General features: G+C 67.6%; 20 protein-coding genes. 16 read left to right on the top strand and 4 right to left on the bottom strand.

What is annotated here, in order from left to right:
- The first annotated feature begins 124 nt into the window (after positions 1-124).
- The 3 genes from AC56KW_RS19945 (at position 125) to AC56KW_RS19955 (ending at position 4,663) form a co-directional block, all read left to right on the top strand.
- Positions 125-2,521, top strand: a complete 2,397-nt coding sequence (locus AC56KW_RS19945) for a 3-hydroxyacyl-CoA dehydrogenase/enoyl-CoA hydratase family protein (RefSeq protein WP_497172411.1) — start codon at positions 125-127, stop codon at positions 2,519-2,521.
- A gap of 26 nt (positions 2,522-2,547) precedes the next feature.
- Positions 2,548-3,744 (top strand): acetyl-CoA C-acyltransferase, encoded by a 1,197-nt coding sequence (locus AC56KW_RS19950; protein ID WP_497172412.1) that lies wholly within the window; start codon positions 2,548-2,550, stop codon positions 3,742-3,744.
- A 145-nt stretch (positions 3,745-3,889) separates the two neighbouring features.
- The gene (locus AC56KW_RS19955; protein ID WP_497172413.1) at positions 3,890-4,663 is read left to right on the top strand and encodes an enoyl-CoA hydratase; all 774 of its coding nucleotides are present in this window, start codon (positions 3,890-3,892) and stop codon (positions 4,661-4,663) included.
- Positions 4,664-4,698: 35 nt separating this feature from the next.
- Here the strand turns inward: AC56KW_RS19955 and AC56KW_RS19960 are convergent, their stop codons facing one another.
- The gene (locus AC56KW_RS19960; RefSeq protein ID WP_497172414.1) at positions 4,699-5,487 is read right to left on the bottom strand and encodes an alpha/beta fold hydrolase; all 789 of its coding nucleotides are present in this window, start codon (positions 5,485-5,487) and stop codon (positions 4,699-4,701) included.
- 230 nt (positions 5,488-5,717) lie between these two features.
- Positions 5,718-6,269 (bottom strand): YdeI/OmpD-associated family protein, encoded by a 552-nt coding sequence (locus AC56KW_RS19965; RefSeq protein WP_497172415.1) that lies wholly within the window; start codon positions 6,267-6,269, stop codon positions 5,718-5,720.
- 200 nt (positions 6,270-6,469) lie between these two features.
- On the opposite strand from AC56KW_RS19965, the gene AC56KW_RS19970 reads away from it, so the two are divergent.
- The 7 genes from AC56KW_RS19970 (at position 6,470) to astA (ending at position 17,867) form a co-directional block, all read left to right on the top strand.
- Positions 6,470-8,422 carry a CocE/NonD family hydrolase gene (locus tag AC56KW_RS19970; RefSeq protein WP_497172416.1) on the top strand — a complete coding sequence of 651 codons (1,953 nt, stop codon included), beginning with the start codon at positions 6,470-6,472 and terminating at the stop codon, positions 8,420-8,422.
- A 72-nt stretch (positions 8,423-8,494) separates the two neighbouring features.
- The gene (locus tag AC56KW_RS19975; protein WP_497172417.1) at positions 8,495-10,738 is read left to right on the top strand and encodes a TonB-dependent receptor; all 2,244 of its coding nucleotides are present in this window, start codon (positions 8,495-8,497) and stop codon (positions 10,736-10,738) included.
- Entirely contained in the window at positions 10,738-12,666 is a 1,929-nt protein-coding gene (locus AC56KW_RS19980) for a serine hydrolase domain-containing protein (protein WP_497172418.1), read from the top strand. The genes AC56KW_RS19975 and AC56KW_RS19980 overlap by 1 nt, the downstream gene beginning before the upstream one ends.
- A 17-nt stretch (positions 12,667-12,683) precedes the next feature.
- Positions 12,684-14,699: a serine hydrolase domain-containing protein gene (locus tag AC56KW_RS19985; protein WP_497172419.1), complete on the top strand. Its 2,016-nt coding sequence runs from the start codon at positions 12,684-12,686 to the stop codon at positions 14,697-14,699.
- Positions 14,700-14,800: 101 nt separating this feature from the next.
- Positions 14,801-15,517 (top strand): helix-turn-helix domain-containing protein, encoded by a 717-nt coding sequence (locus AC56KW_RS19990; protein WP_497172420.1) that lies wholly within the window; start codon positions 14,801-14,803, stop codon positions 15,515-15,517.
- Between the two features lie 194 nt (positions 15,518-15,711).
- A complete protein-coding gene (locus AC56KW_RS19995; protein WP_497172421.1) occupies positions 15,712-16,845 on the top strand; it encodes an NAD(P)/FAD-dependent oxidoreductase in 1,134 nt (377 codons plus the stop codon).
- Positions 16,842-17,867, top strand: a complete 1,026-nt coding sequence (gene astA, locus AC56KW_RS20000) for an arginine N-succinyltransferase (RefSeq protein WP_497172422.1) — start codon at positions 16,842-16,844, stop codon at positions 17,865-17,867. Before AC56KW_RS19995 ends, astA begins: the two co-directional genes overlap by 4 nt.
- 6 nt (positions 17,868-17,873) lie before the next feature.
- Here the strand turns inward: astA and AC56KW_RS20005 are convergent, their stop codons facing one another.
- Together AC56KW_RS20005 and AC56KW_RS20010 are read right to left on the bottom strand one after the other, a co-directional pair.
- Positions 17,874-18,446, bottom strand: a complete 573-nt coding sequence (locus AC56KW_RS20005) for a hypothetical protein (RefSeq protein WP_497172423.1) — start codon at positions 18,444-18,446, stop codon at positions 17,874-17,876.
- Between the two features lie 107 nt (positions 18,447-18,553).
- Positions 18,554-19,117 carry a GbsR/MarR family transcriptional regulator gene (locus AC56KW_RS20010; RefSeq protein WP_497172424.1) on the bottom strand — a complete coding sequence of 188 codons (564 nt, stop codon included), beginning with the start codon at positions 19,115-19,117 and terminating at the stop codon, positions 18,554-18,556.
- Between the two features lie 249 nt (positions 19,118-19,366).
- Between AC56KW_RS20010 and AC56KW_RS20015 the strand changes: the two genes are divergently transcribed.
- From AC56KW_RS20015 to cydX, 6 genes are read left to right on the top strand one after another with little or no spacing between them, the layout of a single operon-like run.
- Positions 19,367-19,756 carry a DUF2946 family protein gene (locus AC56KW_RS20015; protein ID WP_497172425.1) on the top strand — a complete coding sequence of 130 codons (390 nt, stop codon included), beginning with the start codon at positions 19,367-19,369 and terminating at the stop codon, positions 19,754-19,756.
- 55 nt (positions 19,757-19,811) lie between these two features.
- Entirely contained in the window at positions 19,812-21,500 is a 1,689-nt protein-coding gene (cydD, locus tag AC56KW_RS20020; RefSeq protein ID WP_497172426.1) for a thiol reductant ABC exporter subunit CydD, read from the top strand.
- Positions 21,497-23,194 (top strand): amino acid ABC transporter ATP-binding/permease protein, encoded by a 1,698-nt coding sequence (locus AC56KW_RS20025; protein ID WP_497172427.1) that lies wholly within the window; start codon positions 21,497-21,499, stop codon positions 23,192-23,194. Before cydD ends, AC56KW_RS20025 begins: the two co-directional genes overlap by 4 nt.
- Before the next feature lie 40 nt (positions 23,195-23,234).
- Positions 23,235-24,845 (top strand): cytochrome ubiquinol oxidase subunit I, encoded by a 1,611-nt coding sequence (locus tag AC56KW_RS20030; protein WP_497172428.1) that lies wholly within the window; start codon positions 23,235-23,237, stop codon positions 24,843-24,845.
- Between the two features lie 3 nt (positions 24,846-24,848).
- Entirely contained in the window at positions 24,849-26,006 is a 1,158-nt protein-coding gene (gene cydB, locus AC56KW_RS20035) for a cytochrome d ubiquinol oxidase subunit II (protein ID WP_497172429.1), read from the top strand.
- Between the two features lie 23 nt (positions 26,007-26,029).
- On the top strand, positions 26,030-26,203 hold the full coding sequence (gene cydX, locus AC56KW_RS20040) for a cytochrome bd-I oxidase subunit CydX (RefSeq protein WP_497172430.1): 174 nt from the start codon (positions 26,030-26,032) through the stop codon (positions 26,201-26,203).
- Positions 26,204-26,240: the final 37 nt, after the last annotated feature.

A 26,240-nucleotide genomic window follows, 5' to 3' on the forward strand; every position in this document is an offset into this window, starting at 1 on the left:
CGCTGATAGAAACCGCCGTCATCCCCGCGAAGGCGGGGATCCAGGTCGGAGCAGCCACTGCGCTCACGAACCTGGGTTCCCCCTACGCGGGAACGGCGAGCCAACCAAGGAATAAGGAATACACATGTCCAATTTCATCGTCAAGAAAGTCGCCGTGCTGGGCGCCGGCGTGATGGGTGCGCAGATCGCCGCGCACTGCGTGAACGCCAAGGTGCCGGTCGTGCTGTTTGATCTGCCTGCAAAGGAAGGTCCAAAGAACGGCATCGTGCTGCGCGCCATCGAGAACCTGAAGAAACTGTCGCCGGCCCCGCTGGGCAACAAGGACGACGCGGCCCTGATCGAAGTGGCCAACTACGAGGACAACCTCGACGTGCTGGCCGGCTGCGACCTGATCATCGAAGCCATCGCCGAGCGCATGGACTGGAAACACGACCTGTACGCCAAGGTCGCCCCGCATATCGCGCCGCATGCGATCTTCGCCTCGAACACCTCGGGCCTGTCGATCAACAAGCTGGCCGAAGGCTTCGACAGCGAACTGAAGGCGCGCTTCTGCGGCGTGCACTTCTTCAATCCACCGCGCTACATGCACCTGGTGGAACTGATCCCGACCACCGGCACCCGTCCGGAGATCCTCGACCAGCTCGAGACCTTCCTGACCTCGACCCTGGGCAAGGGCGTCGTGCGCGCCAAGGACACGCCGAACTTCATCGCCAACCGCGTCGGCATCTTCGGCATGCTGGCGACCATCGTCGAAGCCGAGAAATTCGGCTTGTCGGTGGACGTGGTCGACGACCTGACCGGCGCAAAACTCGGCCGCGCCAAGTCGGGCACCTTCCGCACCGCGGACGTGGTCGGCCTGGACACGATGGGCCACGTGATCAAGACCATGCAGGACAACCTGAAGGACGACCCATTCTTCAGCGTCTACAAGACCCCTGACATCCTGGCCAGGCTGATCGAGAAGGGCGCACTGGGCCAGAAGACCGGCGCCGGTTTCTACAAGAAGGTCGGCAAGGAGATCCAGCGCCTGGACTTCGCCACCGGTGAATACGTCGCCGGCGGCGCGAAGGCCGCCGACATCGTCGGCCGCATCCTGAAAGAAAAAGACCCGGTCAAGAAATTCAAGGCCATGCGCGATTCGACCAACCCGCAGGCGCAATTCCTGTGGGCGATCTTCCGCGACGCCTTCCACTACATCGCCTTCCACCTCGACACCATCGCCGACAACGCGCGCGACATCGACTTCGCGATGCGCTGGGGCTTCGGCTGGAGCGTCGGTCCGTTCGAGACCTGGCAAGCGGCCGGCTGGACCCAGATCGCGCAGTGGGTCAAGGAAGACATCGACGCCGGCAAGGCGCTGACCGATGCGCCGCTGCCGGCCTGGGTGTTCGAGGGTCCGGTCGCCGAGAAGGGCGTGCATGCCCCTGAAGGTTCGTACTCGGTCACCAGGAACGCGTATGTGCCGGTGTCCGACCTGCCGGTGTACCAGCGCCAGCAATTCCGCGCGCCGGTGATCGGCTCGACCGCGACGGATGCAAAAACCTTCGGCACCACCGTGTTCGAAGACGACTCCGTGCGCCTGTGGCATTCGGACGACGAGATCCTGGTCATCTCGCTCAAGACCAAGATGCACGTCATCGGCGATGGCGTCATCAAGGGTATCCAGCGCGCCTTGAAAGAAGCCGAGCAAGGCTTCAAGGGCATCGTGATCTGGAACACCGACGCGGCCGAAGGCGGCGCGTTCTCGGCCGGCGCCGACCTGCAATCGGCCCTGCCGGCCTTCATGGCCGGCGGCGCGAAGGCGATGGAGCCGATCGTGCGCGAGCTGCAGGACACCTTCATGGCGATGAAGTATTCGAACATCCCGGTGGTGGCGGCGGTTGCCGGCCTGGCGCTGGGCGGCGGCTGCGAGCTGGCGCTGCACGCCAGCAAGCGCGTGGCGTCGATCGAGTCGTATATCGGCCTGGTCGAAGTGGGCGTCGGCCTGGTGCCGGCCGGCGGCGGCCTGAAAGAAGCGGCGCTGCGCGCGGCCAATGAAGCCAAGGGCAACGACATCCTGCAGTTCCTCAAGAACGGCTTCATGAATGCGGCCACCGCGCAAGTGTCGAAGTCGGCGCTCGAAGCGAAGGCCATGGGCTACCTGAAAGAAGACGATGTCATCGTCTTCAACGCGTACGAACTGCTGCACGTGGCGAAGACCACCGCGCGCGCCATGTTCGACGCCGGCTACCGCGCTCCGGCACGCCGCACCTTCCCGGTCACCGGCCGCTACGGCTGGGCCACGATCCGCGGCCAGATGGTCAATATGCGCGACGGCGGCTTCATCTCGGCCTATGACTACCACCTGGGCGACACCATCGCCGAGATCGTGACGGGCGGCGATATCGACCAGGGCAGCGTGGTGAGCGAGCAGTGGATCCTCGACCTGGAACGCAAGGCCTTCGTGGCGCTGCTGAACAATCCGAAGACCCAGGAACGGATCATGGGCATGATGCAGACCGGTAAGCCGGTGCGTAACTAAGTCGCGGACAAGACAGGATTACTGACATGAGCAAACAACTTCAAGACGCATACATCGTCGCAGCGACCCGTACCCCGATCGGCAAGGCGCCGCGCGGCATGTTCAACAAGACCCGCCCCGACGACCTGCTGGTGCACGCGATCCGCGGCGCCATGGCCGCCGTGCCGAACCTGGACCCGGCCCTGATCGTCGACGCCATCGTCGGCTGCTCGTTCCCCGAGGCCGAGCAGGGCTTCAACGTGGCGCGTAACGCCGTGGTGCTGGCCGGCCTGCCGAACACCGTGGGCGGCGTCACCGTCAACCGCTACTGCGCATCCGGCATCACCGCGCTGGCGATGGCGGCCGACCGCATCCGCGTGGGCGAAGCCGACGTCATGATCGCCGGCGGCGTCGAATCGATGTCGATGGTGCCGATGATGGGCCACCACCCGTCGATCAATATGGACGTGTTCAAGGACGAGAACGTGGGCCTGGCCTACGGCATGGGCCTGACCGCCGAGAAGGTCGCCAACCAGTGGAAGGTGTCGCGCGAAGACCAGGACGCCTTCGGCCTGGAATCGCACCGCCGCGCCATCGCCGCCCAGCAGGCCGGTTACTTCAAGGACGAGATCACGCCGGTCGAGATCATCACCCGCACGCCGAACCTGGCCACCGGCGAGATCGAGACCAAGCGCCGCACCGTGGACAGCGACGAAGGCCCGCGGGCCGACGCTTCCGCCGAAGGCATGGCCAAGCTGAAACCCGTGTTCGCGGCCAAGGGTTCGGTCACCGCCGCGACCTCGTCGCAGATGTCGGACGGCGCCGGCGCGCTGATCGTGGTCAGCGAAAAGATCCTGAAGGAGCACAACCTGACCCCGCTGGCCAAGTTCTCGTCGTTCGCCGTGCGCGGCGTGCCGCCGGAAATCATGGGCATCGGCCCGAAGGTGGCGATTCCTGCGGCGCTGGCCGCCGCCGGCATCACGCAAGACCAGCTCGACTGGATCGAGCTGAACGAAGCATTCGCCGCCCAGGCGCTGGCCGTGATCCGCGACCTGGGCCTGGACACCAGCAAGGTCAACCCGATGGGCGGCGCGATCGCCCTGGGCCACCCGCTGGGCGCGACCGGCGCGATCCGCGCCGCGACCGTCGTGCACGCGCTGCGCCGTAACAATCTCAAGTACGGCATGGTGACGATGTGCGTCGGCGCCGGCATGGGCGCCGCGGGCATCATCGAGCGCGTCTAAGCGAACATGGCGGCATCGCAGCCGCCGCTTTTCAAGCGTGGGCGGGAAATCCAAGCACCCGACGTCAATGCCGCGAGCGTGACGTGGGGTGGGCGGGTCTCCCGCCCACGCGTCCAACCAGCCCAAGAAAAATCGGGAGACAGCAATGACCATCCGCCTCACCAAAGCCGACGGCATCCTCACCATCGAATTCAACCGTGTCGAACGCAAGAACGCGATCACCGGCGCGATGTACCAGGCCATGGCCGACGCGCTGCGCGACGCCGAGCAGGACGCCGCGGTGCGCGCCATCCTGATCACCGGCCAGCCCGAGATCTTCACCGCCGGGAACGACCTGGATGACTTCCTGAACAACGTCGGCGAAGGCGCGATGACGCCCGAGCGGCCGGTCTTCCAGTTCATGACCGCGCTGGAAGGCGCAACCAAACCGGTGGTGGCGGCCGTCGCCGGCGCCGCGGTCGGCATCGGCACCACCTTGCTGATGCACTGCGACCTGGTCTACGCGGCCGACAACGCCAGCTTCTCGATGCCCTTCACCCAGCTCGGCCTGTGCCCGGAATTCGCTTCGTCGCTGCTGGTGGCGCAAGCGGCCGGCTACACCCGCGCCGCCGAGAAGCTGCTGCTGGGCGAGCCGTTCGTGGCCCCGGAAGCGCTGGAGATGGGCATCGTGGCCCGTGTGCTGCCGGCCGCCGAGCTGCTGTTCTTCGCCCGGGGCCAGGCCGCCAAGCTGGCCAAGCTGCCCCCGGCGTCGATCCGCACGACGAAGGCGCTGATGAAGCGCGCACGCGGCACGCTGGTGAAAGAGACGATCGCGGTCGAAAACGAACGCTTCAGCGCCATGCTCACCGGCCCAGAAGCGAAGGAAGCATTCACCGCCTTCTTCGAAAAGCGCAAGCCGGATTTCAGCAAGTTCGACTGAGGTGCAAGACCGGCCGCGCCACGTCGCCCCGGCCTCTACTTTGCGGCGGCCGCCTCGCCGATGATCCGTACCACCGCATCGGGGTGTGACGCCATCACCGAATGCGACGCGCCCTCGATCCTGACGGTCTTGCGCGACTTCGCACGCTCGGCCATGAAGCCCAGCGCCGCCGGCGGGATATTCTTGTCGCGCGTCCCATAGAGGAAATACGATGGCAGTTGCTTCCAGGCGGGCGCGCCGGCCGCTTCGTTGAGCGCGGCTTCGGTGACCGGACGCTGGGCGACCGCCATCAGCTGCGCCTGCGCCACCGGCAGGTCGGCAGCGAACTGCTGGTGAAATTTTTCCTGCTGTATATACAAGTCCTTGCCGTCGTGTTCCAGCGTCACCGGCTTGGCCAGCGCCCCACCGAGCGTACTTCCGGGGAAGCGTCCGGACAGCCCGAGGACGGTCTCGCCTTCTTCCGGCGCAAAAGCCGCGATATAGACGAGACTCTTCACGTTCGGCTGACCGTTCGCCGCGGCGGAGATCACCGCGCCACCGTACGAGTGCCCCACCAGGACCACGGGACCGTTCACATTCTCGACGATGCTGGTCAGGAATGCGGCGTCACCTTTGACACTGCGCAGCGGATTGGCGGCGCCGATGACGGTATAGCCATCGCTGCGCAGCTTGGCGACCACGCCGTTCCAGCTGGTCGCATCGGCGAACGCGCCATGCACCAGGATGACGGTCGGCTTGACGTTCGCTGCCGGAGCCGCAAGGGCCGGCAGGGCGCCGGCGATGAGGAAGGGGAGGGCACTGATGAGGTGCATGATTGTCTTCATGATTCTTGTCCTTGTAAATGGTGGAACGGCTGGCGGCATGCGGTGCGCTATCGGCCACGGCGGGCCACTGCCGGCAGCCGGGCCGGACGCGCTGCGCGCAACGATTCCGCTGACGGCGATGTCTTGATGCCCGGTAATCGTAGTCGCCGGCGCCAGGGTCAACATGGCGCATTGGTGGTACTGGCCGCTGCCTCATTCGGCTGATGCCGCGAACGGGCGCCGGCGCCGGTTTACTTCGCCTCGCGCGGCGGCCGCATGCTCTTGCTGTAGTAGCCCGATGGATCGAAACAACAGACCCGCTTCTTGCCCGATGCAAGCATGTCGCCCGCATCGGCCACGCGCTTGGCGCGGGTGGCGGCCTGCCTGGCCGATTCGATCCAGTGCACCCAGTCGATGCGGGCGACGGTGGTGGTGGCGTCCCAGACCGCTTTCGCTCGGGGCGAGGCCGCGAGCATGTCGCCCAATTCGGGCGGCATCGAAGGTTCCAGCTCTGCGGCTGCGGGTGCGACGTCGAGCGTGACCGTGTCCCCGATTGTCACTCCTGCTTCTTCCATCAGCGTTGCCGGCACCTTGAGCCAGTGGCTCAACCGGCCATCGGGCTCCAGCGTGGCCTGGAATCGATGACCCTCGATAAGCCCTTGCACATTGGTCCTGCCACGGCGCGGGAAAACAGCGCTGATGGCCTTGGGCAGGACCACGAAGGCCCATCCCTCTTCTTCCTGCAACTCGGCGGGACAGCGCAACACGGTTTCGAAACGCGATCCGGTAGCAACTGAGGTCATCTCTTCCTCGGCTGATGGCTAGGCGGTTGTTCCAGTCTAGGAAGGGAAGGCTGCCGTTGTCAACGATGCGTCCTGTGTCTGGTTGACACGGGATAGTCAAAATGCCTTTGAAGTTTCCACGATAATCGAATATATTTCTGAAATCGCATGATTTTCAAATTTAGAAATAAATAAAGTGTAGATTGTCTCTGGAGACGTCAATGAGCTTGCCCGGCACGATCGCGTCACGCCTGTCCCTGGTCCTTGCCGCGGGTGCCATGCTGGCGCTGCACCCCGCTCCTTCCAGTGCCCAGGACAGCGCTGCGGCAGGCCAGGCTGGTTTTGTCGGAGCGCGTGCCGAGCCGTGGACAGTTACGGACGCCATGATCCCGATGCGCGACGGCGTCAAGCTGCGCACCCGGATCTTCGTGCCAGGTGGAGCAACTACGGGAACAACTGCGGGGGCAACCGTGGGGGCAACCGCGGGGGCGACCGGCGCGCTGCCGATCCTGTTCCTGCGCACGCCCTACGGCATCGACGACTCCGCGCAGGCAATCGCGACCCGCTACCGCGAACTGGCGGACGACGGCTACATCTTCGCCTTCCAGGACCTGCGCGGCAAATTCGGCTCGGAGGGCGAATTCGCCATGCTGCGCCCGGCGCGCGCGCTCGGCGACACCACCAGTCTCGACGAGGGCACCGACGCCCATGACAGCATCGCGTGGATGCTGGCGAACGTCCCGTCGAATAACGGCCGGGTCGGCATGCTGGGCAACTCCTACCTGGGCTGGACCGCGGTGCAAGCGTCGCTCGAGCCGCATCCCGCGCTCAAGGCCATCGCGCCGATGGCGTCGCCGGCCGACATGTGGCGGGGCGACGACTTCTTCCACAATGGCGCTTTTCGCCTGAGCTACGGCTTCGAGTACGCCTTCATGATGGAAAGCGGCAAGGGCAACGCGCAGTACGCCTTCGACCGCTACGACACCTATGCCTGGTACCTCGGACTGGGCGCGCTGGCCAACGTCAACCGCCAGCTGTTCAAAGGGAAGATCGCAACCTGGAACGATTTCGCCGCCCATCCCACCTACGACGCTTTCTGGCAGGCGAGGGCGTTCGACACCCGGGCACGCGAGACGACCGTGCCGACGCTGAACGTCGCCGGGTGGTGGGACCAGGAAGACTTCTATGGCCCGATGACCATCTACCAGGCATTGGAAAAGAACGACCGCAAGGGCGTGAACCATCTGGTGGTGGGACCGTGGAAGCACGGCGGCGCCAGGATGGGTGCGGGCGATGCGCTGGGCGCGATCGGGTTCGACAGCGCGACGGCGAAGTATTACCGCGAGCAGATCGAAGTGCCGTGGTTCGCCTTCCACCTGAAGGACCGCGGCAGCCTGGACCTGCCCGAGGCGCTGACCTTCGAGGCCGGCAGCAACCGCTGGCGGCGCTGGAACGCCTGGCCGCCGAAGCAGGGCGTCGAGCAGCGCAAGCTGTACCTGGGCGCCGGCCGCGCGCTGTCGTTCACGCCACCCGGCGCTGGAGCCGGCGCCGGTTTTGACAGCTACGTGTCCGATCCCGCGCACCCGGTGCCGTATCGCCAGCGCCCGATCCAGGCCACTTATTTCCCCGGCGGCTCGGGCTGGTCGACCTGGATGGTCGAGGACCAGCGCTTCGTCGATGGCCGTCCAGACGTGCTCAGCTGGGAGAGCGCGCCGCTCGAGGCCGACCTCACGATCGCCGGCGACATCACGGCGCACCTGTTCGCCTCCACCAGCGGCAGCGACGCCGACTGGGTCGTCAAGCTCATCGATGTCTATCCGGAACACATCCCGACCAACTGGGCCATGTCGGGTTTCCAGCTGATGGTCTCGAACGAGGTGTTCCGCGCACGCTATCGCAACGGCTTCGGCAAGCCGCAGGCGATCCGGCCCGGCGCGGTGCTCGCCTATCCGTTCAGCCTGCACACCCAGAACTACACCTTCCGCAAGGGCCACCGCCTGATGGTGCAGGTCCAGAGCAGCCTGTTCCCGCTCATCGACCGCAATCCGCAAACCTTCGTCCCCAATATCTTCGAGGCCGGCGACAGCGACTTCAAGGCGGCGACCCATCGCATCTACCGCTCGGCGGCGTATCCGTCGCATATCGCGATCCCGGTCGTTCGACCTCCCGAATAACAGCTGTTTGCAGATGTAGCAACGTAGTCGTCAAAAACGTATTGACCGCAGTTCCACCACCAGGAGTGCATCATGTACCGAAGCGTCTTGCCGTCGTCGATTCCCGTTCCCAGCGGTCTTCCGCGCTACCGGGCCGTATGCCTGGCGGTCGCCGCCTTCGTCTCCATGGTGGCTGCCGATACCGCCGCCGCCCAGGCGGTCGATCCGTCCGTTGCGGCCCAGGCCGCGCCGGCCGCCGCCGCCATCGGCGCGGCCGAAGTGGTCACCGTAACCGCCACCCGGCGCCGCGAGCCGATCCGCGACGTGCCGCTGCGCGTCGAGACGATCGATACCGAGGCGCTGGCCAGCTCCGGCGCCGCCTCGCTTACCGACTACGTGGGCTCGCTGCCGGGTGTGCACGTCGACAGCGACGGCGGTCCCGGGCGCGGCCAGGTGGCGATCCGCGGCGTCTCGGTGGGCAGCATGAGCGCGCCGACCGTCGGCATCTATATCGACGACGTGGCCTTCGGTTCCAGCACCGGCTTCGTCGGCGAGGCGGTGTCGGCGCTCGACCTGTCGCTGCTCGACCTGCACCACGTCGAGGTGCTGCGCGGTCCCCAGGGCACGCTGTACGGCGCTGGCGCCATGGGCGGCCTGCTCAAGTACGTCACCAACGATCCGGATCCGAGCGGATTCTCGGGCAAGGCCGGCCTGACGCTGCGCCAGAGCAAGGGCGGCTCGCTCGGCCACACCGAGAACGCCGTGTTCAACATGCCGCTCAGCCCGGGCGTCGCCGCGTTGCGGGTGGCGGCCTTCAACGAACATGACGGCGGCTACATCAAATCGGTCGGCCGCGTGACAGGCGACGATGTCAACGAAGGCGACACCCGCGGCATACGCGCCTCGCTGCTGTTCGATCCGAGCTCGAAGCTGCGCATCCGCCTGACCGCGACCCAGCAGAACATCGAGCGCGACGGCACCGTCATCGCCCAGTACGACGCCGCCACCGGCCAGCCGATGTATGGCGACCTGACCCAGTTCCTGTATCGCGAGGAGCCCTACGAGATCAAGACCGGCGTGCTGTCCGGGACGCTCGAATACGAGATGGGTTGGGCGCGCCTGAACGTGATCACGTCGGCCCAGCGTTTCAAGGGCGAGACGGCGCTCGACGCCACCGAGATCGTCGGCAGCGAGGGTCTCGCGTTCGCGGGCCTCGACAACGATATCGACCTGCGCAAGCGCACCGCCGAAGTACGCCTGACTTCCAGCCGCGGCCCGCTCGAATGGCTGCTCGGCTTTTATCACAACAAGGAAACCGGCAACCGTTTCCAGCGCCTCTATGCCCAGTTGCCGGACGATTCGCAGATGGATTTCGTGACCTCGGGCCAGCCTTCGCAGTTCCAGGAGAACGCGGTCTACGGCGACCTGACCTGGAACCCGAGCGCGGCCTGGTCGTTCACGGTCGGCGCGCGCTCGGCGCGCAATCGCCAGGTGTATGGCACGGTCACCAATGGCGTGAAGGATTTCGAATCGGCCGGCAAGGAAAGCTCCAAGACCTACCTGGCGACCGCGCGCTACTCGATCGACAAGACCAGCAGCGTGTACTTGCGCGCCGCCAGCGGCTACCGTCCCGGCGGCCCGAACCCGCCGGCGATCGACCAGGACGGCCAGCTGGTGCCGGGCGCGCCGCTGTCGTTCGAACCCGATACCCTGTGGAGCTATGAGCTTGGCTACAAGGCCGACCTGCTCGACCGGCGCCTGTTCATCGAAGCGGCCTTGTTCAACATTCGCTGGGACAAGCTGCAGCAGCCGATCGCGGTCGGGGCCACGACCCTTACCGGCAACGCCGGCAAGGCCGAGTCCACGGGCCTGGAGCTGGCCTGGCGCTACAAGCTCGACGAGCGTTTCAGCGTGGACGGCAGCCTGGCCTGGACCGACGCCAAGCTCACCGAGGACGCGCCCGCGCTGGGCCCGTCCGGCGCGCGCCTGCCGTACAGCGCGCGCGTGTCGGCCGCGCTGGGCGGACGCTATGACTTCGCACTGGCCGGCCACCGCAGCCACGCCGGCGTCACCATACGCGGCGTGGGCCAGCGCAATGCCGGCTTCGATTCGCCCGAGACCTCGATTCCTTACTTCAGCATGCCGGGCTACGTCCTGGCCGACCTGCAGCTGGGCATGGAGATCGATGCCTGGCAGGTGGGCGCCTTCGTGCGCAACCTGGCCGACAAGCGCGCACTGAACAATGCCGACACGGCGCTGACCGCGTTCGGCGGTCCGCTGCGCGCCACCCCGGTCCAGCCGCGTACCGTTGGCGTGCACCTGGCGCGGAACTTCTGATGCGTGTGTCAAGCGGCATCCGGGCCGCCTTGCGCGCCGCGGTGCTGGTGCTGGGCGTTTTCCTGATCGCCCAGGTCATGGCGCAGGAGGCCGTGCCGGACACGGCGCCGGCGACAGCGCCGGTCCTGGACGCCGCCGACCTCGAGACCTGGCTCGACGGGATGATGCCCTCCGCCCTGCGCACTGCCGGCGTGCCGGGCGCGGTGGTGGTGGTGGTCAGGGACGGCCGGCCGCTGCTCGAGAAGGGCTATGGCTACGCCGACTGGCGCAAGGGCCTGCCGGTCAACCCGGCGCGCACGCTGTTCCGTCCCGGCTCCATCTCCAAGCTGTTTACCTGGACCGCGGTCATGCAGCTGGTCGAGCAGGGCAAGCTCGATCTCGATGCGGACCTGAACCGCTACCTCGACTTCGCCGTGCCGGCGCGCCGGGGGCAGCCGCTGACGCTGCGCCACGTGCTGACGCATACCACCGGACTGGAAGAGGCGGGCCGCGGCCTGATCGTGATTGGCGACAGCGCGCCGGACCAGGCCCGGGTGCTGAAACGCCATATCCCGCCCTACCTGTACGACCCCGGCACCACGCCCGGTTATTCGAACTGGGCCACCGCGCTGGCCGGCTACATCGTCGAGCGCGTCGCCGGGCAATCCTTCGACGACTATGTCGAACAGCATATCTTCGCGCCCCTCGGCATGCGCCAGTCGACCTTCCGCCAGCCGCTGCCACCGGCGCTGCGCGGCCAGATGTCGCAGGGTTACCTGAGCGTGGACGACGAGCCGCAGGGCTACGAGATCGTCAACCTGGCGCCGGCCGGTAGCCTGGCGGCGCCCGCCGGCGACATCGCGCGCTTCATGCTGGCTTTCCTGCAGGGTGGGGAACTCGACGGCCAGCGCATCCTGCGGCCCGAGACGGTCGAGCTGATGCACACGACGATCACGCGCGGCATGCCCGACCTGAACGGCATCGGCCTGGGCTTCTACCAGCAGGACATGAACGGCCACCGCGCCGTCGGCCATGGCGGCGATACCAACCTGTTCCATTCCGACCTGATCCTGCTGCCCGACCAGGGCATTGGCCTGTACGTGTCGGTCAACGCAGCGGGCCGCCACGACCTGGGCAAGTGGCTGCGCGAACGCCTGTACGAGGGCTTTGCCGACCGCTACCTGCCCGACCGCCGCCCACCCGCCGGGCCGGGCGTCGACGCGGCCACGGCGGCCGCCCACGCCCAGATGCTGGCCGGCGCCTACCGCAATTCCCGGCGCGAGGACTCGACCTTCGTGTCGCTGCTGCAGCTGCTGGCGCCGCTGCGCGTGGAGGCCGTGGCCGATGGCCGTGTGGCGCTCGAGATCGGCGGCGCGCGCAGCACCTTTCGCGAGGTGAAGCCCTTCCTGTGGCACGAGGAGCACGGCAAGCGCCGGCTGCAGGCGCGGGTGGCCGACGGCAAGGTCGTGCGCTGGGGCCTGGAGCCCTATGTGTTTGCCTTCGTGTTCGAGCCGGTGCCGTTCATGGCCGGTCCCGCGATGCGGCTGGCGCTGTTCGGCGCGCTGGCGCTGGCGCTGGGCACCGTGTTGGCCTGGCCGGTGGCGGCGCGGGTACGGCGCCGCCATGGCGTTGCCGCGCCGGAGCGCAGCCTGGCCTGGGTGCGGGTGGCCTGCTGCCTGGTGCTGGCCAGTGCCGTCCTGTGGAGCCTGGCCTTCGTGCTGATGCAGGACGGCGATCCAGGCCTGGTCGTGGCGCTGGCGCAGGCCGCCAGCTTCCTGGCCTTCCCGGGCGGGCTGCTGGCGGCGCTATGGCATCTGCGCTCCCTGGTCACGCGCGGCGCCCGCGGTGCGCTGGTGCTGGCGCTGCCGCTGCTGTGGGTGCTGGGCTTCGCGATCCTGACCGCGCTGGCCATTTACCACCATTTGTTGAGCTTCTACCCCCACTACTGACCGATCCAAGGAATCCGATGAAAGCGCGTACCCAGTTCATGTCCCTCGCCGCGGCCGCGATCCTCGGCTGGCCGGCGCCGGCGCCGGCGCAGCCGCAGCCGGCCGACCTGACCGCCGTTCCCAAGCCCGCCGTGACCAGGCCGGCGGCCGAGCCGGCGACGCGGGAACCCGCCGGCGCCACGGCGCAGCCGCTCGACGCCGCCGACCTCGGCGCCTGGCTCGACGGCCGCGTGCCGTATGCGCTGAAAAGCGGCGATATCGCCGGCATGGTGATCAGCGTGGTCAAGGACGGCAAGGTGCTGCTGCAGAAAGGGTATGGCCTGGCCGATGTCGAGGCCAGGGTGCCGATGGATGCGGCCACCAGCCTGGTGCGGCCCGGCTCGACCGCGAAGCTGCTGACCTGGACCGCCGTCATGCAACTGGTCCAGCAGGGCAAGATCGACCTCGACCGCAACGTCAACGACTACCTCGATTTCAAGATCGAGGAAGCGTACGGCAAGCCGATCACCATGCGCCACCTGATGAACCACCGCGCCGGCTTCGAGGAAGGGTTGAAGGACCTGATGGCCTACGATCCGGCCCTGGCCCAAAGCACCGAGCGCTACCTGAAGGAGCATCCGCGCCCGATGCTGTTCGCGCCGGGCACGGTGCCCGGCTATTCGAACTACGGGGTGGCGCTGGCCGGCTATATCGTGCAGCGCCTGTCCGGCATGCCGTTCGAGACCTATGTCGAGCGCCACATCTTCAAGCCCCTCGGCATGATGCATTCGACCTTCGTGCAACCACTACCCAAGGACTTCCCCGGCTTCCTGTCGAAGGGCTACGACGTGGCCAGCGGCCCGCCGTCGCCCTTCGAGCTGGTGATCACGTCGCCGGCCGGCGGCCTTACCACGACCGCGGCCGACATGGGCCGCTTCATGCTCGCCCACCTGCAGCAGGGCAGCCTGGATGGCGCCGCGATGCTGGACGCGGCCACCACCGCACGCATGCACGCCCCGAGCCACGAAAGCCTGCCCGGCTTCGCCACGATGGCGCACGGGTTCTTTCGCCTGACCCAGAACGGGCGCACCGTGCTGGGCCACGGCGGCGACACCATCGTCTACCATACCGAGCTGACCCTGCTGCCGGACGAAGGCGTGGGCGTCTACTTCACCTTCAGCAGCCGCGGCAAGGACAGCGCGGCGTACGGCGCGCGCAAGGAGCTGATGGACGGCTTCATGGACCGCTACTTCCCGGCCCCCCCAGGTCCGGCGCAGCCGACCCTGGCCTCGGCCGTCGCCGACGCGCAGCACATCGCGGGCCGCTACCAGAGTTCGCGCCGCGTCGAGAACGGCTTCCTGCGCCTGTTCTACCTGTTGCAGCAGACCGTCATCACGGCCAATCCCGACGGCACCATCACGCTGCCGGACGGCCTGGGCGAGATCGCCACCTACCGCGAATTGGGCCCCCAGCTATGGCGCCGGGTCGACGGCGAGCAACTGCTGGCGCTGCGCGAACTGGATGGCGTCAAGACCGTGATCGACAGCGAGAATCCAACCTCGGTGCTGCAGGCCGACCGTTTCGTCAATTCGGCCCCGCTCAATATGGGTATCCTGCTGCTGTCCTTCCTGGTGTTGCTGGCGACCTTGCTGGCCTGGCCGCTGGGAGCGCTGCTGCGGCGTGCCGACGGCGTTACCAGCGCCACCAGCAGCGGCGCCACGCTGGAAGTGCGAAGGCTGCGCCGCATCCAGCGCGTGGCGGTGCTCGTGTCGTTGCTGTATGCGGCGGCCTGGTTCATGCTGGTCAAGCCGATCCTCAGCATCCACGTCACGGTCTACCACAGCGGGATCGACTGGCTGGTCGGTTTGTTGCAGGCGAGCGGCCTGCTCGCCATCGGCGCCGCCGGCGCCGGCGTCTGGGTCGCCTGGCGCATGCGCCAGGCCGGGGCGACGCGCTTGACCTTGACCTGGTCGGTGCTGGTGGCCCTGGCGCTATTGGGCGTGGTCTGGCTGGGCGTCGTGGGACAGCTGATCGGCTGGAATCTGAATTACTGACGAAGCAGGAATTTAACGACATGGAAAGCCGACTTTCGTGCGTTTTCAATCCTGGCAGCCCCGCCTTATAATGGCCGTTCCAGCAAGGACAGGGAATGGGCATGAAACGCGCGATCAATCACGGAGCGGATAGCGGGGGCAACCTGGGCGAATCGCTCAGGCGCATCCGCAAGGAACGCGGCATGACCCTGATCGAGGCGGGCCAGAAGAGCGGCATGCCGATGTCGACCATCTCCAAGATCGAGAACAACAAGATGTCGCTCAGCTACGACAAGCTGCTGCGCATCTGCAATGCGCTCGAGATCGATATCTCGCAGCTGTTCAGCGGCACGCCGGCGGCCGAAAAAAAATCGGCGCCGCCGGTCGCGAGCGGCCGCCGCAGCATCAACCGGCGCGGCACCGGCTACGCCATCGACACGCCGCACTATCGCCACCTGTATCCGGCGGCCGACCTGCTCAACAAGCGCGCGGTGCCGATCTTCGCCGAGGTGCGCGTGCGTTCGCTGGAAGAATTCGGCGACCTCATTCGCCATCCGGGCGAGGAATTCGCGCTGGTGCTGGAAGGCACGATCGACCTGTACACCGAGCTGTATGCGCCGGTGCGGCTCGAGACGGGCGACTCGATCTATTTTGACAGCGGCATGGCGCACGCCTATATCGCCGCCTCGGAGGGCACCTGCCGGCTGCTGTCGGTATGCACCTCGGACGACGCGACGTCGGAGGACATGTACGCGTCGCTGGTCGATACGCCGCCGCCCACGCTGCATGCGGTGGCGCCACCCCCCGCGCCTGCAGTGACCAGGAAGCCCAAGAAGTAGGCTTGCGCCATGCGCCACGGTCGCCGCCGCGACCATCCAGTGCTTTCCGATCGAGAAAATCCCGGCAACGGCGGGCGTTCTCGATGAGCGAAAATGCTTGCACGCCCACGTTCGCTGGCATATCTTTCAATATTAGAAGAATTTTCTTATTTTGAAAATTATGCGCCCTCCAGTGGCGTGAAGCGAGTCATCGTATGGACCAGGACACTGCGGATGTCATCGTGATCGGCGCCGGGATGGCGGGCGCATCGATCGCCTATTGGCTGTCGCGACAGGCGCGCGTGATCGTGCTGGAGCGCGAAGCGCATCCCGGCTACCACAGCACCGGACGTTCGGCCTCGCTGTACATGGAAAGCTATGGCCCGCAGCAGGTGCGCGCGCTGACCCGCGCCAGCCGCGGCTTCTTCGACAAGCCGCCGCCGGGTTTTTGCACACATCCCTTGTTGGCGCCGCGCGGCGCCTTCGTGTTCGCGGCGCCCGGCCAGGAAGCCGCGCTCGATGCCCATGAGGCGGCGGTGCGCGCGGTATCGCCGAACGTCGAGCGCGTCGATGCGCGCCAGGCCCTTGGGTTGTTGCCGGTGCTGCGTCCCGGCCAGGTGGCTGGCGGTGTGCTGGAAAACGACGTCGCCGACATCGACGTCGACGCCCTGCTGCAGGGTTTCCTGCGCGGCGTGCGCCGGCAGGGCGGGCAGGTCGTGTGCGACGCCGCGGTCGGTGCGCTGCGGCGCGTGGATGGCCTGTGGCGGGTCGATACCGCCACAGGCAGCTATCGCGCGCCGGTCGTCGTGAATGCCGCCGGGGCCTGGGCCGATGCGTTGGCGCGCATGGCCGGCGCCGCCCCGGTCGGACTGGTGCCGAAGCGGCGCTCGGCCTTCATTTTCGCGCCGCCGGAAGGCATGCCGTCGGCGCACTGGCCGCTGTTCCTCGACGTGATGGAGTCGTTCTACATCAAGCCCGATGCCGGCATGCTGCTGGGGTCTGCCTGCAATGCCGCGCCGGTGGCGCCGCACGATGTGCAGCCCGAAGAACTCGACATCGCGATCGCCATCGACCATATCGAGCGCCTCACGACCCTGCGCATCCGGCGTCCGGCGCGCACCTGGGCCGGCCTGCGCAGCTTCGTCGCCGACGGCGAACTGGTGGGCGGCTACGATCCGGTGCTGCCCGGCTTTTTCTGGGCCGCGGGGCAGGGCGGCTACGGCATCCAGTCGGCCCCTGGCGCCGGACGCTACTACGCCGCACTGCTGCTGGGGGAAGACGGCGCGGCGCTGGCGGCGTCGATCGGCATCGACCAGTCCTGCATCGACCCCGCGCGGTGCCAGCCATGAGCGGCCCCACGCTCGTGGTGCGCAATGCGGTGGAAAGCGATCTCGACGCCATCTTCGATCTGGCCAGTGGCGCCGGCGCCGGTATGACCACCCTCAAGCCCGACCGCGGCGCGTTGCGCGAGCGGCTGGCGTTGGTCGCGGCCTCGTTTGCCGGCGAAGCCGCGCCGGCCAGCGCCGACTACCTGTTCGTGCTGGAAGACATGGCGCACGCGCGCGTCTGCGGCGTCTCGGCCATCAAGGCCGCGGTCGGCCTGAGCGAGCCATTCTATAACTACCGCATCAGCACCTCGGTCCACGCCAGTCCGACCACCGGGCTGGTGAACCGGATCCAGTCGCTGCACCTGACCCATGACCTGTCCGGCGCATCCGAACTGTGCTCGCTGTACCTGCATCCGGATTACCGCAAGGGCTGGAACGGCAAGCTGCTGTCGAAATCGCGCTTCCTGTTCATGGCCCAGTTCCCCGAACTCTTCAGCGGCACGATCTTCGCCGAGATGCGCGGCTTCCAGGACGAACACGGCGCGTCGCCGTTCTGGGAAAGCGTCGGCCGGCCTTTCTTCAGGATGGATTTCGACGCCGCCGATGACTTGTGCGGCAAGGGCGACCGCCTGTTCATCGAACACCTGGTGCCGCGCCTTCCCATGTACACGCACCTGCTGGGGCATGATGCCTGCGCGGCCATGGGCCAGACCCATGCCGATACCGTGCCCGCGCGGCGCCTGCTGGAGCAGGAGGGCTTGCATTTCGACGGTTATATCGACATCTTCGATGGCGGTCCGGTGCTGCAGGCCAAGCTGCGTGACCTGCGGGCGACGCGCGACAGCCGCCTGGCGCTGGTGCGCTCGGGCGAACCCAGGGGCGCCACGCCCACGCTGGTGGCGACCACGCGCCAGCACGGTTTTCGCGTCGTGGTGGTCGAGTCCGAGCCGCAGCCGGGTGTGCTGCCGCTGCCGCAGGGCGCGCTCGCTGCGCTGGCCTGCGACCCGGGTGCGCCGGTGCGCGTGCTGCCGCTGTATCCCTGAGACGGTTCAGCGGCGCTGGGTGACGTGCGCTTCGCGCAGCGGCCGCCAGCCCAGGCGCGCTTCGATGGCGCGCCGGTAGCGGGTATCGATATGGGCCGGCGTGCGGCGGATATAGTCCTCGGCCGCTGCGCGCTGTTCGCCACTGCAGCTGTCCAGCCAGGCCACGACTTCGTCGGCTGTCGGCACGCGGCCGTTCTGGCCGTCGAACTTCGGCGGCACGGCGGTCCAGACCGCGGCGTCGATGCGTTTCGCACGTAGCCAGGCCCCGATGCACGGGTCTTCCTCGGCGCCATCGAGCGCCGGAATGCTCCCAATCCATTCAGGGTGCTCGGGCGCGATCTTCTCGCGCGCGCGCACCATGGCGCGCGCTTCATCGAGATCGTGGGTGTCGAGATAAGCCCAATAGGTCGGCGCCAGGCGTGCGCTTTCGCAGATCACCAGCGCCAGCTCGGAACTGTCGTCGCTCTGGCGCACGAATTCGAGGGGAAGCGGCGGGCCGCCGGGATGCCAGCTCGAGGCCAGCTTGAGACACTGGGGCTTCCACAGCAGCGAGCCCCAGGCGATACAGACGATGTTCATGAGGGATGGCCTGGCAAACAAAACCCCAGTCTAGCCCGTGATGCGAAAGCGGCGAGCACGTCTCTGGAGGCCGTCAACACGCCCCTGGAACCTGCCGGGATCGGCGCTTAGTCTTCCTTGGGGTCCTTGGCCGCGCCGGCGCCGAACAGGCGGTCCTTGGCCGACAGCAGCTTCTGCACCTTGGAACCCATCTTCATGAGCTGCGACATCGATTCGGGCGACAGGCGCTGCAAGTCGTCGAACCAGTTGTTGGCCAGGTCGACCAGCTCGTGCATTTCGCGCATGCGCTCCTGGGCGAACTGGTCTTCGGGCGTCTTGGCGTTGGCCATCAGCGATTCGCGCAGCACCGACAGGGTCGGGGCGACTTCGCGCCGGCGCCGCTCGGCCGCGACCACGCGGAAGATTTCCCAGACGTCGCCGAGCGACGTGAAATATTCGCGCCGGTCGCCGGGGATGCGCGACAGGCGCACCAACCCCCATGACTGCAATTCCTTGAGCCCGATGCTGACGTTGGAGCGCGAAATGCCGAGCTTTTCGCCGATGTCGTCGGCGTGCAGCTGTTCCTCGGTGACGAACAGCAGGGCGTAGATCTGCCCCACCGTGCGGTTGATGCCCCAGCGGCTGCCCATCTCACCGAAGTGACTCACGAATGTTTGGACGAGTGGCGTCATGGTCGAGAACTTTTCGATGCTTTTGAAAGATGGATTATCCCACGTCGCCGGGACGTGCACACGGCACGCCTCACCATTCTGGTGCGGCCGACCGTCAAACATGCGTAATACCCGACAAAGTCACTCTCCTATCCAGACAAAACTGAAGTTCCGGTGCATAATTTCACTGTTTTCTGAAAATTCAAAATGTTTTGAAAGAACGGCCCAATCGTTCTCGAAGCACCCTGTAAAGCACAGCAGCAGAACACCATGAACACGCTACGCAACCGCTCCATCATCCTCTGGCTCGCCACCCTGGCGATCCTGTGGGGCATGCTTGCACCGGCCTTTGCGGCCAACCCTGCGCACCAGGGCAAGACCTGGGTCGACGTCTGCATGTCGGCCGGCGCCAGGCTGGTCGCACTGGATGTGTCCGGTGTGGTCGACGGCGCTTCGGACGACAGAGCCGTCCATCCCGGCATGCATTGCCCGGCCTGCATATCGCAATTCGACCTGGCCGTGATTGCCCACCCTCCCGGCAGCCTGATGCTGCTGGGCGCTCCCGTCGCACGCATCGTGCGTTCCCATGGGATGGCCTTGCCGCCCGCCACGGCCATCCGCGCTGCCCACCGCAGCAGGGCCCCGCCCCTGCCGGCCTGACCCCGGTTGCCGCGCGGCGTACCGCCGTACCCCATCTTCCGTCTGGAGAAAGACCATGCTTCGCCGCCAAGGCCGTGGCCCGGCCACGCACGTCCCTACACGCCGCAGCGCCACCCTGGTGATGAGCGCAGCGGCGCTGCTGTGGATTCCACAGGCAGCGCTGCTGGCCTACGCCGTGCAGCGGCTGGCCAATGGCGCCGGCCTGCAAGCCATGCTGGCGCCGGCGCTGGCCTTCCTGGCGCTGGGCATGCTGCGCGCCAGCAGCGAGGCCTGGGGCGCGCGCCGCCTGTTCGCCACCTCGCGTGCCCATCTCGCCACCCTGCGCGCCGAGGCGGCGCAAGCCCTGGCATCGCGCTCGCCGCTGGACCGCGAACGGGTGGCCAGCGGCCACGCCGCCAGCGTGCTGGCCGAACAGGCCGAAGCCGTGCTGACCTGGCTGCTGCGCTACCAGCCGGCGCGCATGCGCACGCTGCTGGTCCCGCCCGTGATCGCGCTGGCCGTCTTCTATTACTCGTGGACCGCGGCCCTGATCCTGGTGCTGGCGGCGCCGCTGATTCCGATCTTCATGGCCGTCATCGGCTGGCGCGCCAAGGCCGCCAGCGAAGCGCAGCTGCAGCTTATCGGGGGCATGAGCGGCTTCCTGCTCGACCGCCTGCGCGGCCTGTCGACGCTGCGTGCGCTTGGCGCCGTGGACGCCACGGCGCAGCGCGTGCGCGCCAGCGCCGAAGGCGTGCGCGCCAGCACCATGCGCGTGCTGCGCATCGCCTTCTTGTCGTCGACCGCGCTGGAACTGTTCTCGGCGCTGGGCGTGGCGCTGGTCGCCGTCTACGTGGGTTTTCATTTGCTGGGCGAGATCGGGCCCGGCAGTTGGGGCGTGCGGCTAAGCCTCGCCGAAGGCCTGTTCATCCTGTTGCTGGCGCCCGCCTTCTTCGAGCCGCTGCGCGAGCTGGCGGCCGTCTGGCATGACAAGGCTGCGGGCGAGGCGGCGCTGGAAGCGCTTGACGCGCTGCGCCACGGCGGCCCGGCGCTGCCCGGCGCGCTGGCCGCGCCAGGGCAGGCGCTGCGCGCCGGCCGCGCACCGGTTGCACCATCGGTCGACGTCGAGGGACTGGTATTCCAGCACCCGGGCGAGGCGCCGCTGTTCGAGGGCGAGGATCTGTATGTCGGCGCCGGCGAGCATGTGGCGCTGGTGGGGCCCAGCGGCAGCGGCAAGACCACGCTGCTGTCGGTGATTGCGGGGCTGGCCCCGGCTGGCAGCGGCGCCGTGCGTATCGGCGGCGTGCCACTCGATGAACACTCGGCGGCCGACTTGCGCGCGCGGATGGCCTGGATCGGCCAGAAGCCGCACGTGTTTTCCGGCTCGGTGCGCGCCAACGTGTCGCTCGAGCGCGACGGCATCGACAGCGCGGCCGTCGGCGCCGCCATGCAGCGCGCGGGTCTCGGGCACGTGGCCCACGCCACGCCGGGCGCCAGTCTGGGCGAGGGCGGCCTTGGTCTGTCGGGTGGCGAACTGGTGCGCCTGGCGCTGGCGCGCGCAGTGTGCGCGCCGCAGGCCGGCCTGCTGCTGGCCGACGAACCCACCGCCCACCTCGACCGCGACACCGCGGCCGGCGTGATCGAAGCCCTGGTGCAACTGGCCCAGGGCCGCACCCTGATCGTGGCCACCCACGACCTGACCCTGGCCGCGCGCATGAAACGCAGCGTGCGTATCGGCGAACCCCTGAGCAAACGGAGCGCGGCATGAAAGCCATCAACGACCTGAAACCGGTCCTCGTCCTGTTCGCCAGCACCGGCGGACCGCGCATGGCGCTCGGCGCTTTCCTGTCTGCGCTGGTGGTGCTGGCCGGGATGGCGCTGCTGGGCACCTCGGGCTGGTTCATCACCGCCACGGCGCTGGCCGGCCTGGCAGGCGGCGCCGCGATGTTCAACGTCTTCGTGCCGAGCGCCGCGATCCGCCTGCTGGCCCTCGGCCGCACCTTCGGCCGCTACGCCGAGCGCATGGTGACCCATGACGCCACCCTGGGCGTGCTGGCCGCGCTGCGCGAGCGCCTGTTTCGCGGCTGGGCCGGCCCGCAGGCAGCGCGCGCCTTGCTGCGCCGTCCGTCGCGCCTACTGTTTCGCCTGACCGGGGACATCGACGCGCTCGAGTCGATCTACCTGCGCCTGCTCGTGCCGGCCATCGCCGCCCTCGGCGCGGCGCTGCTGGCCGGCCTGGTGCTGGCCAACCTCGACTGGCGCCTGGGGCTGGCGATCTTCGTGTGGCTGCTGGTCTTCGGCTGGGGCGTGAGCGCCGTCGTGGCGCGCCTCGCCCGTCCGCTGGCGCTGCGCCGCGCCTGTGCGCTGGAGCGGTTGCGGGCCCAGGCGATCGACCTGGTCGCCGGCCAGACCGACCTGGCCATGGCCAACCGCCTGCTGGCCCAGTGCGCGCGCCTGGCCCGCGCCGACGACCGGCTGGCCGATGCCGACGATGCGCTGCACCGCCTGGAGACCGGCGCCGGCTGGACCTATGCGGCCGGCGCTCACCTGACCGTGGCGGCGACCCTGCTGGCGGCGGGTGCGCTGGCGCGGCAAGGGATGACTGCTCCTGCCGCCGCGCTGGCGCTGCTCATCGCCCTGGCCGCGCTGGAACCTTTCGCCGCGATGCGCCGCGGCGCCATCGAGGCTGGCCGCAGCTGGCTGGCGGCGCGCCGGGTGGGGCCGCGCCTGCGGCAGCAATCCGCCGACCCCATCGCCGTGGGCACGCCGGGCATCGATGAGGCGCTGCTGCTGTGCGACGCCAGCGTGGTGCATCCGGGCCGCGAAAACGCCGCGCTGCACGAAGTGAGCCTGCGCATCGCGCGCGGCGAGCGGGTCGCCGTGGTGGGCAGCAGTGGGGCCGGCAAGTCGACCCTGCTGGGACTCGTCGCCGGCGAACTGGCGCTGCACGCGGGACAGGCGAGGGCGCTCCCCGCCACCTGGCTGACCCAGCGCAGCGAACTGTTCCAGGACAGCCTGCGCGACAACCTGCGCCTGGCCGATCCGCAGGCTTGCGACGAGCAGCTGTGGGACGCGCTGCGCGCTGCCGGCCTGGAAGTCGACATGCGCAAGGGTAACCATAGCTTCGCGCGCGGGCTCGATACGCCGCTGGGCGAGGGCGGCCTGGGCTTGTCGGGCGGACAGTCGCGCCGCCTGGCGCTGGCGCGCCTGCTGCTGCGCCGGGCCGACTTCTGGCTGCTGGACGAACCGACCGAGGCGCTCGATAACGCCACCGCCGCCGACGTGCTGGCGCGCCTGGCACGCCAGGCCGGCGGCCGCACCGTGCTGCTGGCCACCCACCTGCGGCGCGAAGCTGAACTGGCCGACCGCCTGCTGGTAATGCGGGCGGGCCGCCTGGTCGCCGACCATCGGCGCGGAACCCAAGGATTCGATGCGGCGCTCGGCGCGCTGCGTCACGACTAGACCATCACCAATCGATTCAACCAGGAAGAAAGGATTCACCATGGATCTCGACGTCGTCGGGCTCTCCCGACTACAGTTCGCCCTCACGGCGCTGTATCACTTTTTGTTCGTCCCCCTGACACTGGGGCTGTCGATGGTCATCGCCATCATGGAAACTGTGTACGTGATGACCGGCCGCCCGATCTGGCGCCAGATGACCAAGTTCTGGGGCGTGCTGTTCGGGATTAACTTCGCCATCGGGGTCTCGACCGGCCTGGTGATGGAGTTCCAGTTCGGGATGAACTGGAGCTACTACAGCCACTACGTCGGCGACGTGTTCGGCGCTCCGCTGGCCATCGAGGGGCTGATGGCGTTCTTCCTCGAAGCGACTTTCGTCGGCCTGTTCTTCTTCGGCTGGGACCGGCTGTCGAAGCGCCAGCACTTGATGGTGACCTGGCTGACCGCCCTCGGCACGAATTTCTCGGCGCTGTGGATCCTGATCGCCAACGGCTGGATGCAGAACCCGGTCGGGGCCGCGCTCAATCCGCAGACGATGCGCATGGAAGTGTCGGACTTCGGCGCCGTGCTGGCCAATCCGGTCGCCCAGGCCAAGTTCGTGCACACGGTGTCGGCCGGCTATGTGATCGCGGCGCTGTTCGTGCTGGGGATCTCGGCCTGGTACCTGCTCAAGGGCCGCCACGTCGAGCTGGCCAAGCGCTCGATGACGGTGGCCGCCTCGTTCGGCCTGGCCGCCTCGCTGTCGGTGGTGGTGCTGGGCGACGAAAGCGGCTACCTGGCCACCGAGCACCAGCACATGAAGCTGGCCGCGGTCGAAGCCATGTGGGAAACCCAGCCTGCGCCGGCGGCCTTCACCGCAGTCGGCTTCCCCGACCAGGACGCGCGCGAAACCCATTACGCCATCCACATCCCCTGGGTCATGGGCCTGATCGGCACGCGCTCGATCGCGACCGAGATCCCGGGCATCAACGACCTGGTCAAGCTGGCCGAGGTGCGCGTGCGCCAGGGCATCCTGGCCTATGACGCGCTGGAACGGATCCGCGCGCTGGGTGGCAAGGGCCCGGTGCCGGCCGAGCTGCAGGCGAAGTTCGAAGAGCACGGCAAGGTGCTGGGCTATGCGCTGCTGCTCAAGCGCTATGTCGACGATCCGCGCCAGGCCACCGACGCCCAGATCCGGCAGGCCGCCGATGACACCGTGCCGCAAGTGGCGCCCCTGTTCTGGTCGTTCCGCGTGATGGTGGGCCTGGGCATGTACTTCATCGTGCTCACCTTTGTCTTCTTCTGGCTGTCGGCGCGGCGCCGCCTCGATGCCTACCCGTGGCTCCTGAAGGTGGCCGTGTGGTCGATCCCGCTGCCGTGGATCGCCGCCGAAGCCGGCTGGATCGTGGCCGAACTGGGGCGCCAGCCGTGGGCCGTCGAGGGCGTGCTGCCTACCGCCGTCGCGGTGTCGAACATCGGCATCCAGACCGTGCTGGCGACCCTGCTCGGTTTCGTGGTGCTGTACTCGATCCTGATCGTGGTCGAGATGAAGCTGATGCTGCGGGCGATCCGCAAGGGGCCGGAGCTTGAGTCCGAACACGCCCCGGGCAGCCACAGCCCACTGGTCGGCACCACGCCGGCAATGCGCACCGCGCCAATGATCACTGCGGAGTAAACCATGATTCTTCATATGCTTCTCGACTACGACACCCTGCGTGTCATCTGGTGGCTGCTGCTGGGCGTCCTGCTGGTCGCCTTCGCGGTGACCGACGGCTTCGACCTCGGCACCGGCACCCTGCTGCCTTTCGTCGCCAGGACCGACCTCGAACGGCGCGTTGTCATCAACACCGTCGGCCCCGTGTGGGAGGGCAACCAGGTCTGGCTGGTGCTGGGCGGCGGCGCCATCTTCGCGGCCTGGCCGCAGCTGTACGCGGTCTCGTTCTCGGGTTTTTATCTGGCCATGGCGGCCGTGCTGCTGGCGCTGATCCTGCGCCCGGTCGGCTTCAAGTACCGCAGCAAGCGTGACAGCACGCGCTGGCGCACTACCTGGGACTGGGCCTTGTTCGTCGGCGGCTTCGTGCCGGCGCTGATCTTCGGCGTCGCCATGGGCAATGTGCTGCAGGGCGTGCCGTTCCGCATCCAGCCCGATATGCAGATCTTCTATGAGGGCGGCTTCTTCGGCCTGCTCAACCCGTTCGCGCTGCTGTGCGGCCTGGTGTCGGTGGCGATGCTGGTAATGCACGGCGCCACCTGGCTGGTGCTCAAGACCGACGGCCTGGTGGCCAGCCGCTCGCGCAGCTGGGGCATCCGCGCGGCGCTCGCCACCGTGGTGCTGTACGCGGCGGCCGGCGTGCTGCTGTGGAACGTGGTCGACGGCTACCGCATCACCAGCGAGCTGGTGACGACCGGTCCGTCGAACCCGCTGTTCAAGACCGTGCAGGCCAATGTGGCCGGCACCTGGTTCGCCAATTATGCGGCCCATCCATGGACCCAGCTGGCCCCGGCCGCCGGCATCGTCGGCGCGCTCTTGACCTGGCTCGCGCTGGTCAAGCGCAAGGAAGGCGTGGCGATGCTGACGTCCAGTCTGTCGGTTGCCGGCGTCGTGCTCTCGGTGGGAGCGTCGATGTTCCCGTTCATCCTGCCGTCGTCGATCCAGCCGCAGGCCAGCCTGACGGTGTGGGATTCGTCGTCGAGCCACCTGACCCTGTTCATCATGCTGGCCTGCACCTGCGTTTTCCTGCCGCTGATCATCGCCTACACCAGCTGGGTCTACAAGGTCTTGTGGGGCAAGGTGGATCCAGGCGATATCCGCGATGGCAAGGGCCACGCCTACTAATCAAAGAAAGAAAGGACATCATCATGTGGTATTTCGCCTGGTTGTTGGGATTGCCGCTGGCAGCGGCCTTCGGCGTGTTGAACGCGATGTGGTATGAGTTGATGGATGATGCGGCGGTCGATACCGCGGCGGTCGCCACCGCGGCGGCCGCCACCGCAGCGCGCCCGAAGAGCGCGGGCGTGCTGCAGGAAGTTTAAGCGCAGGGCGTTCTGCGCAAGCACGCCTGACGATCGA

The sequence above is a fragment of the Telluria sp. RT2P19 genome (genome assembly GCF_059685725.1).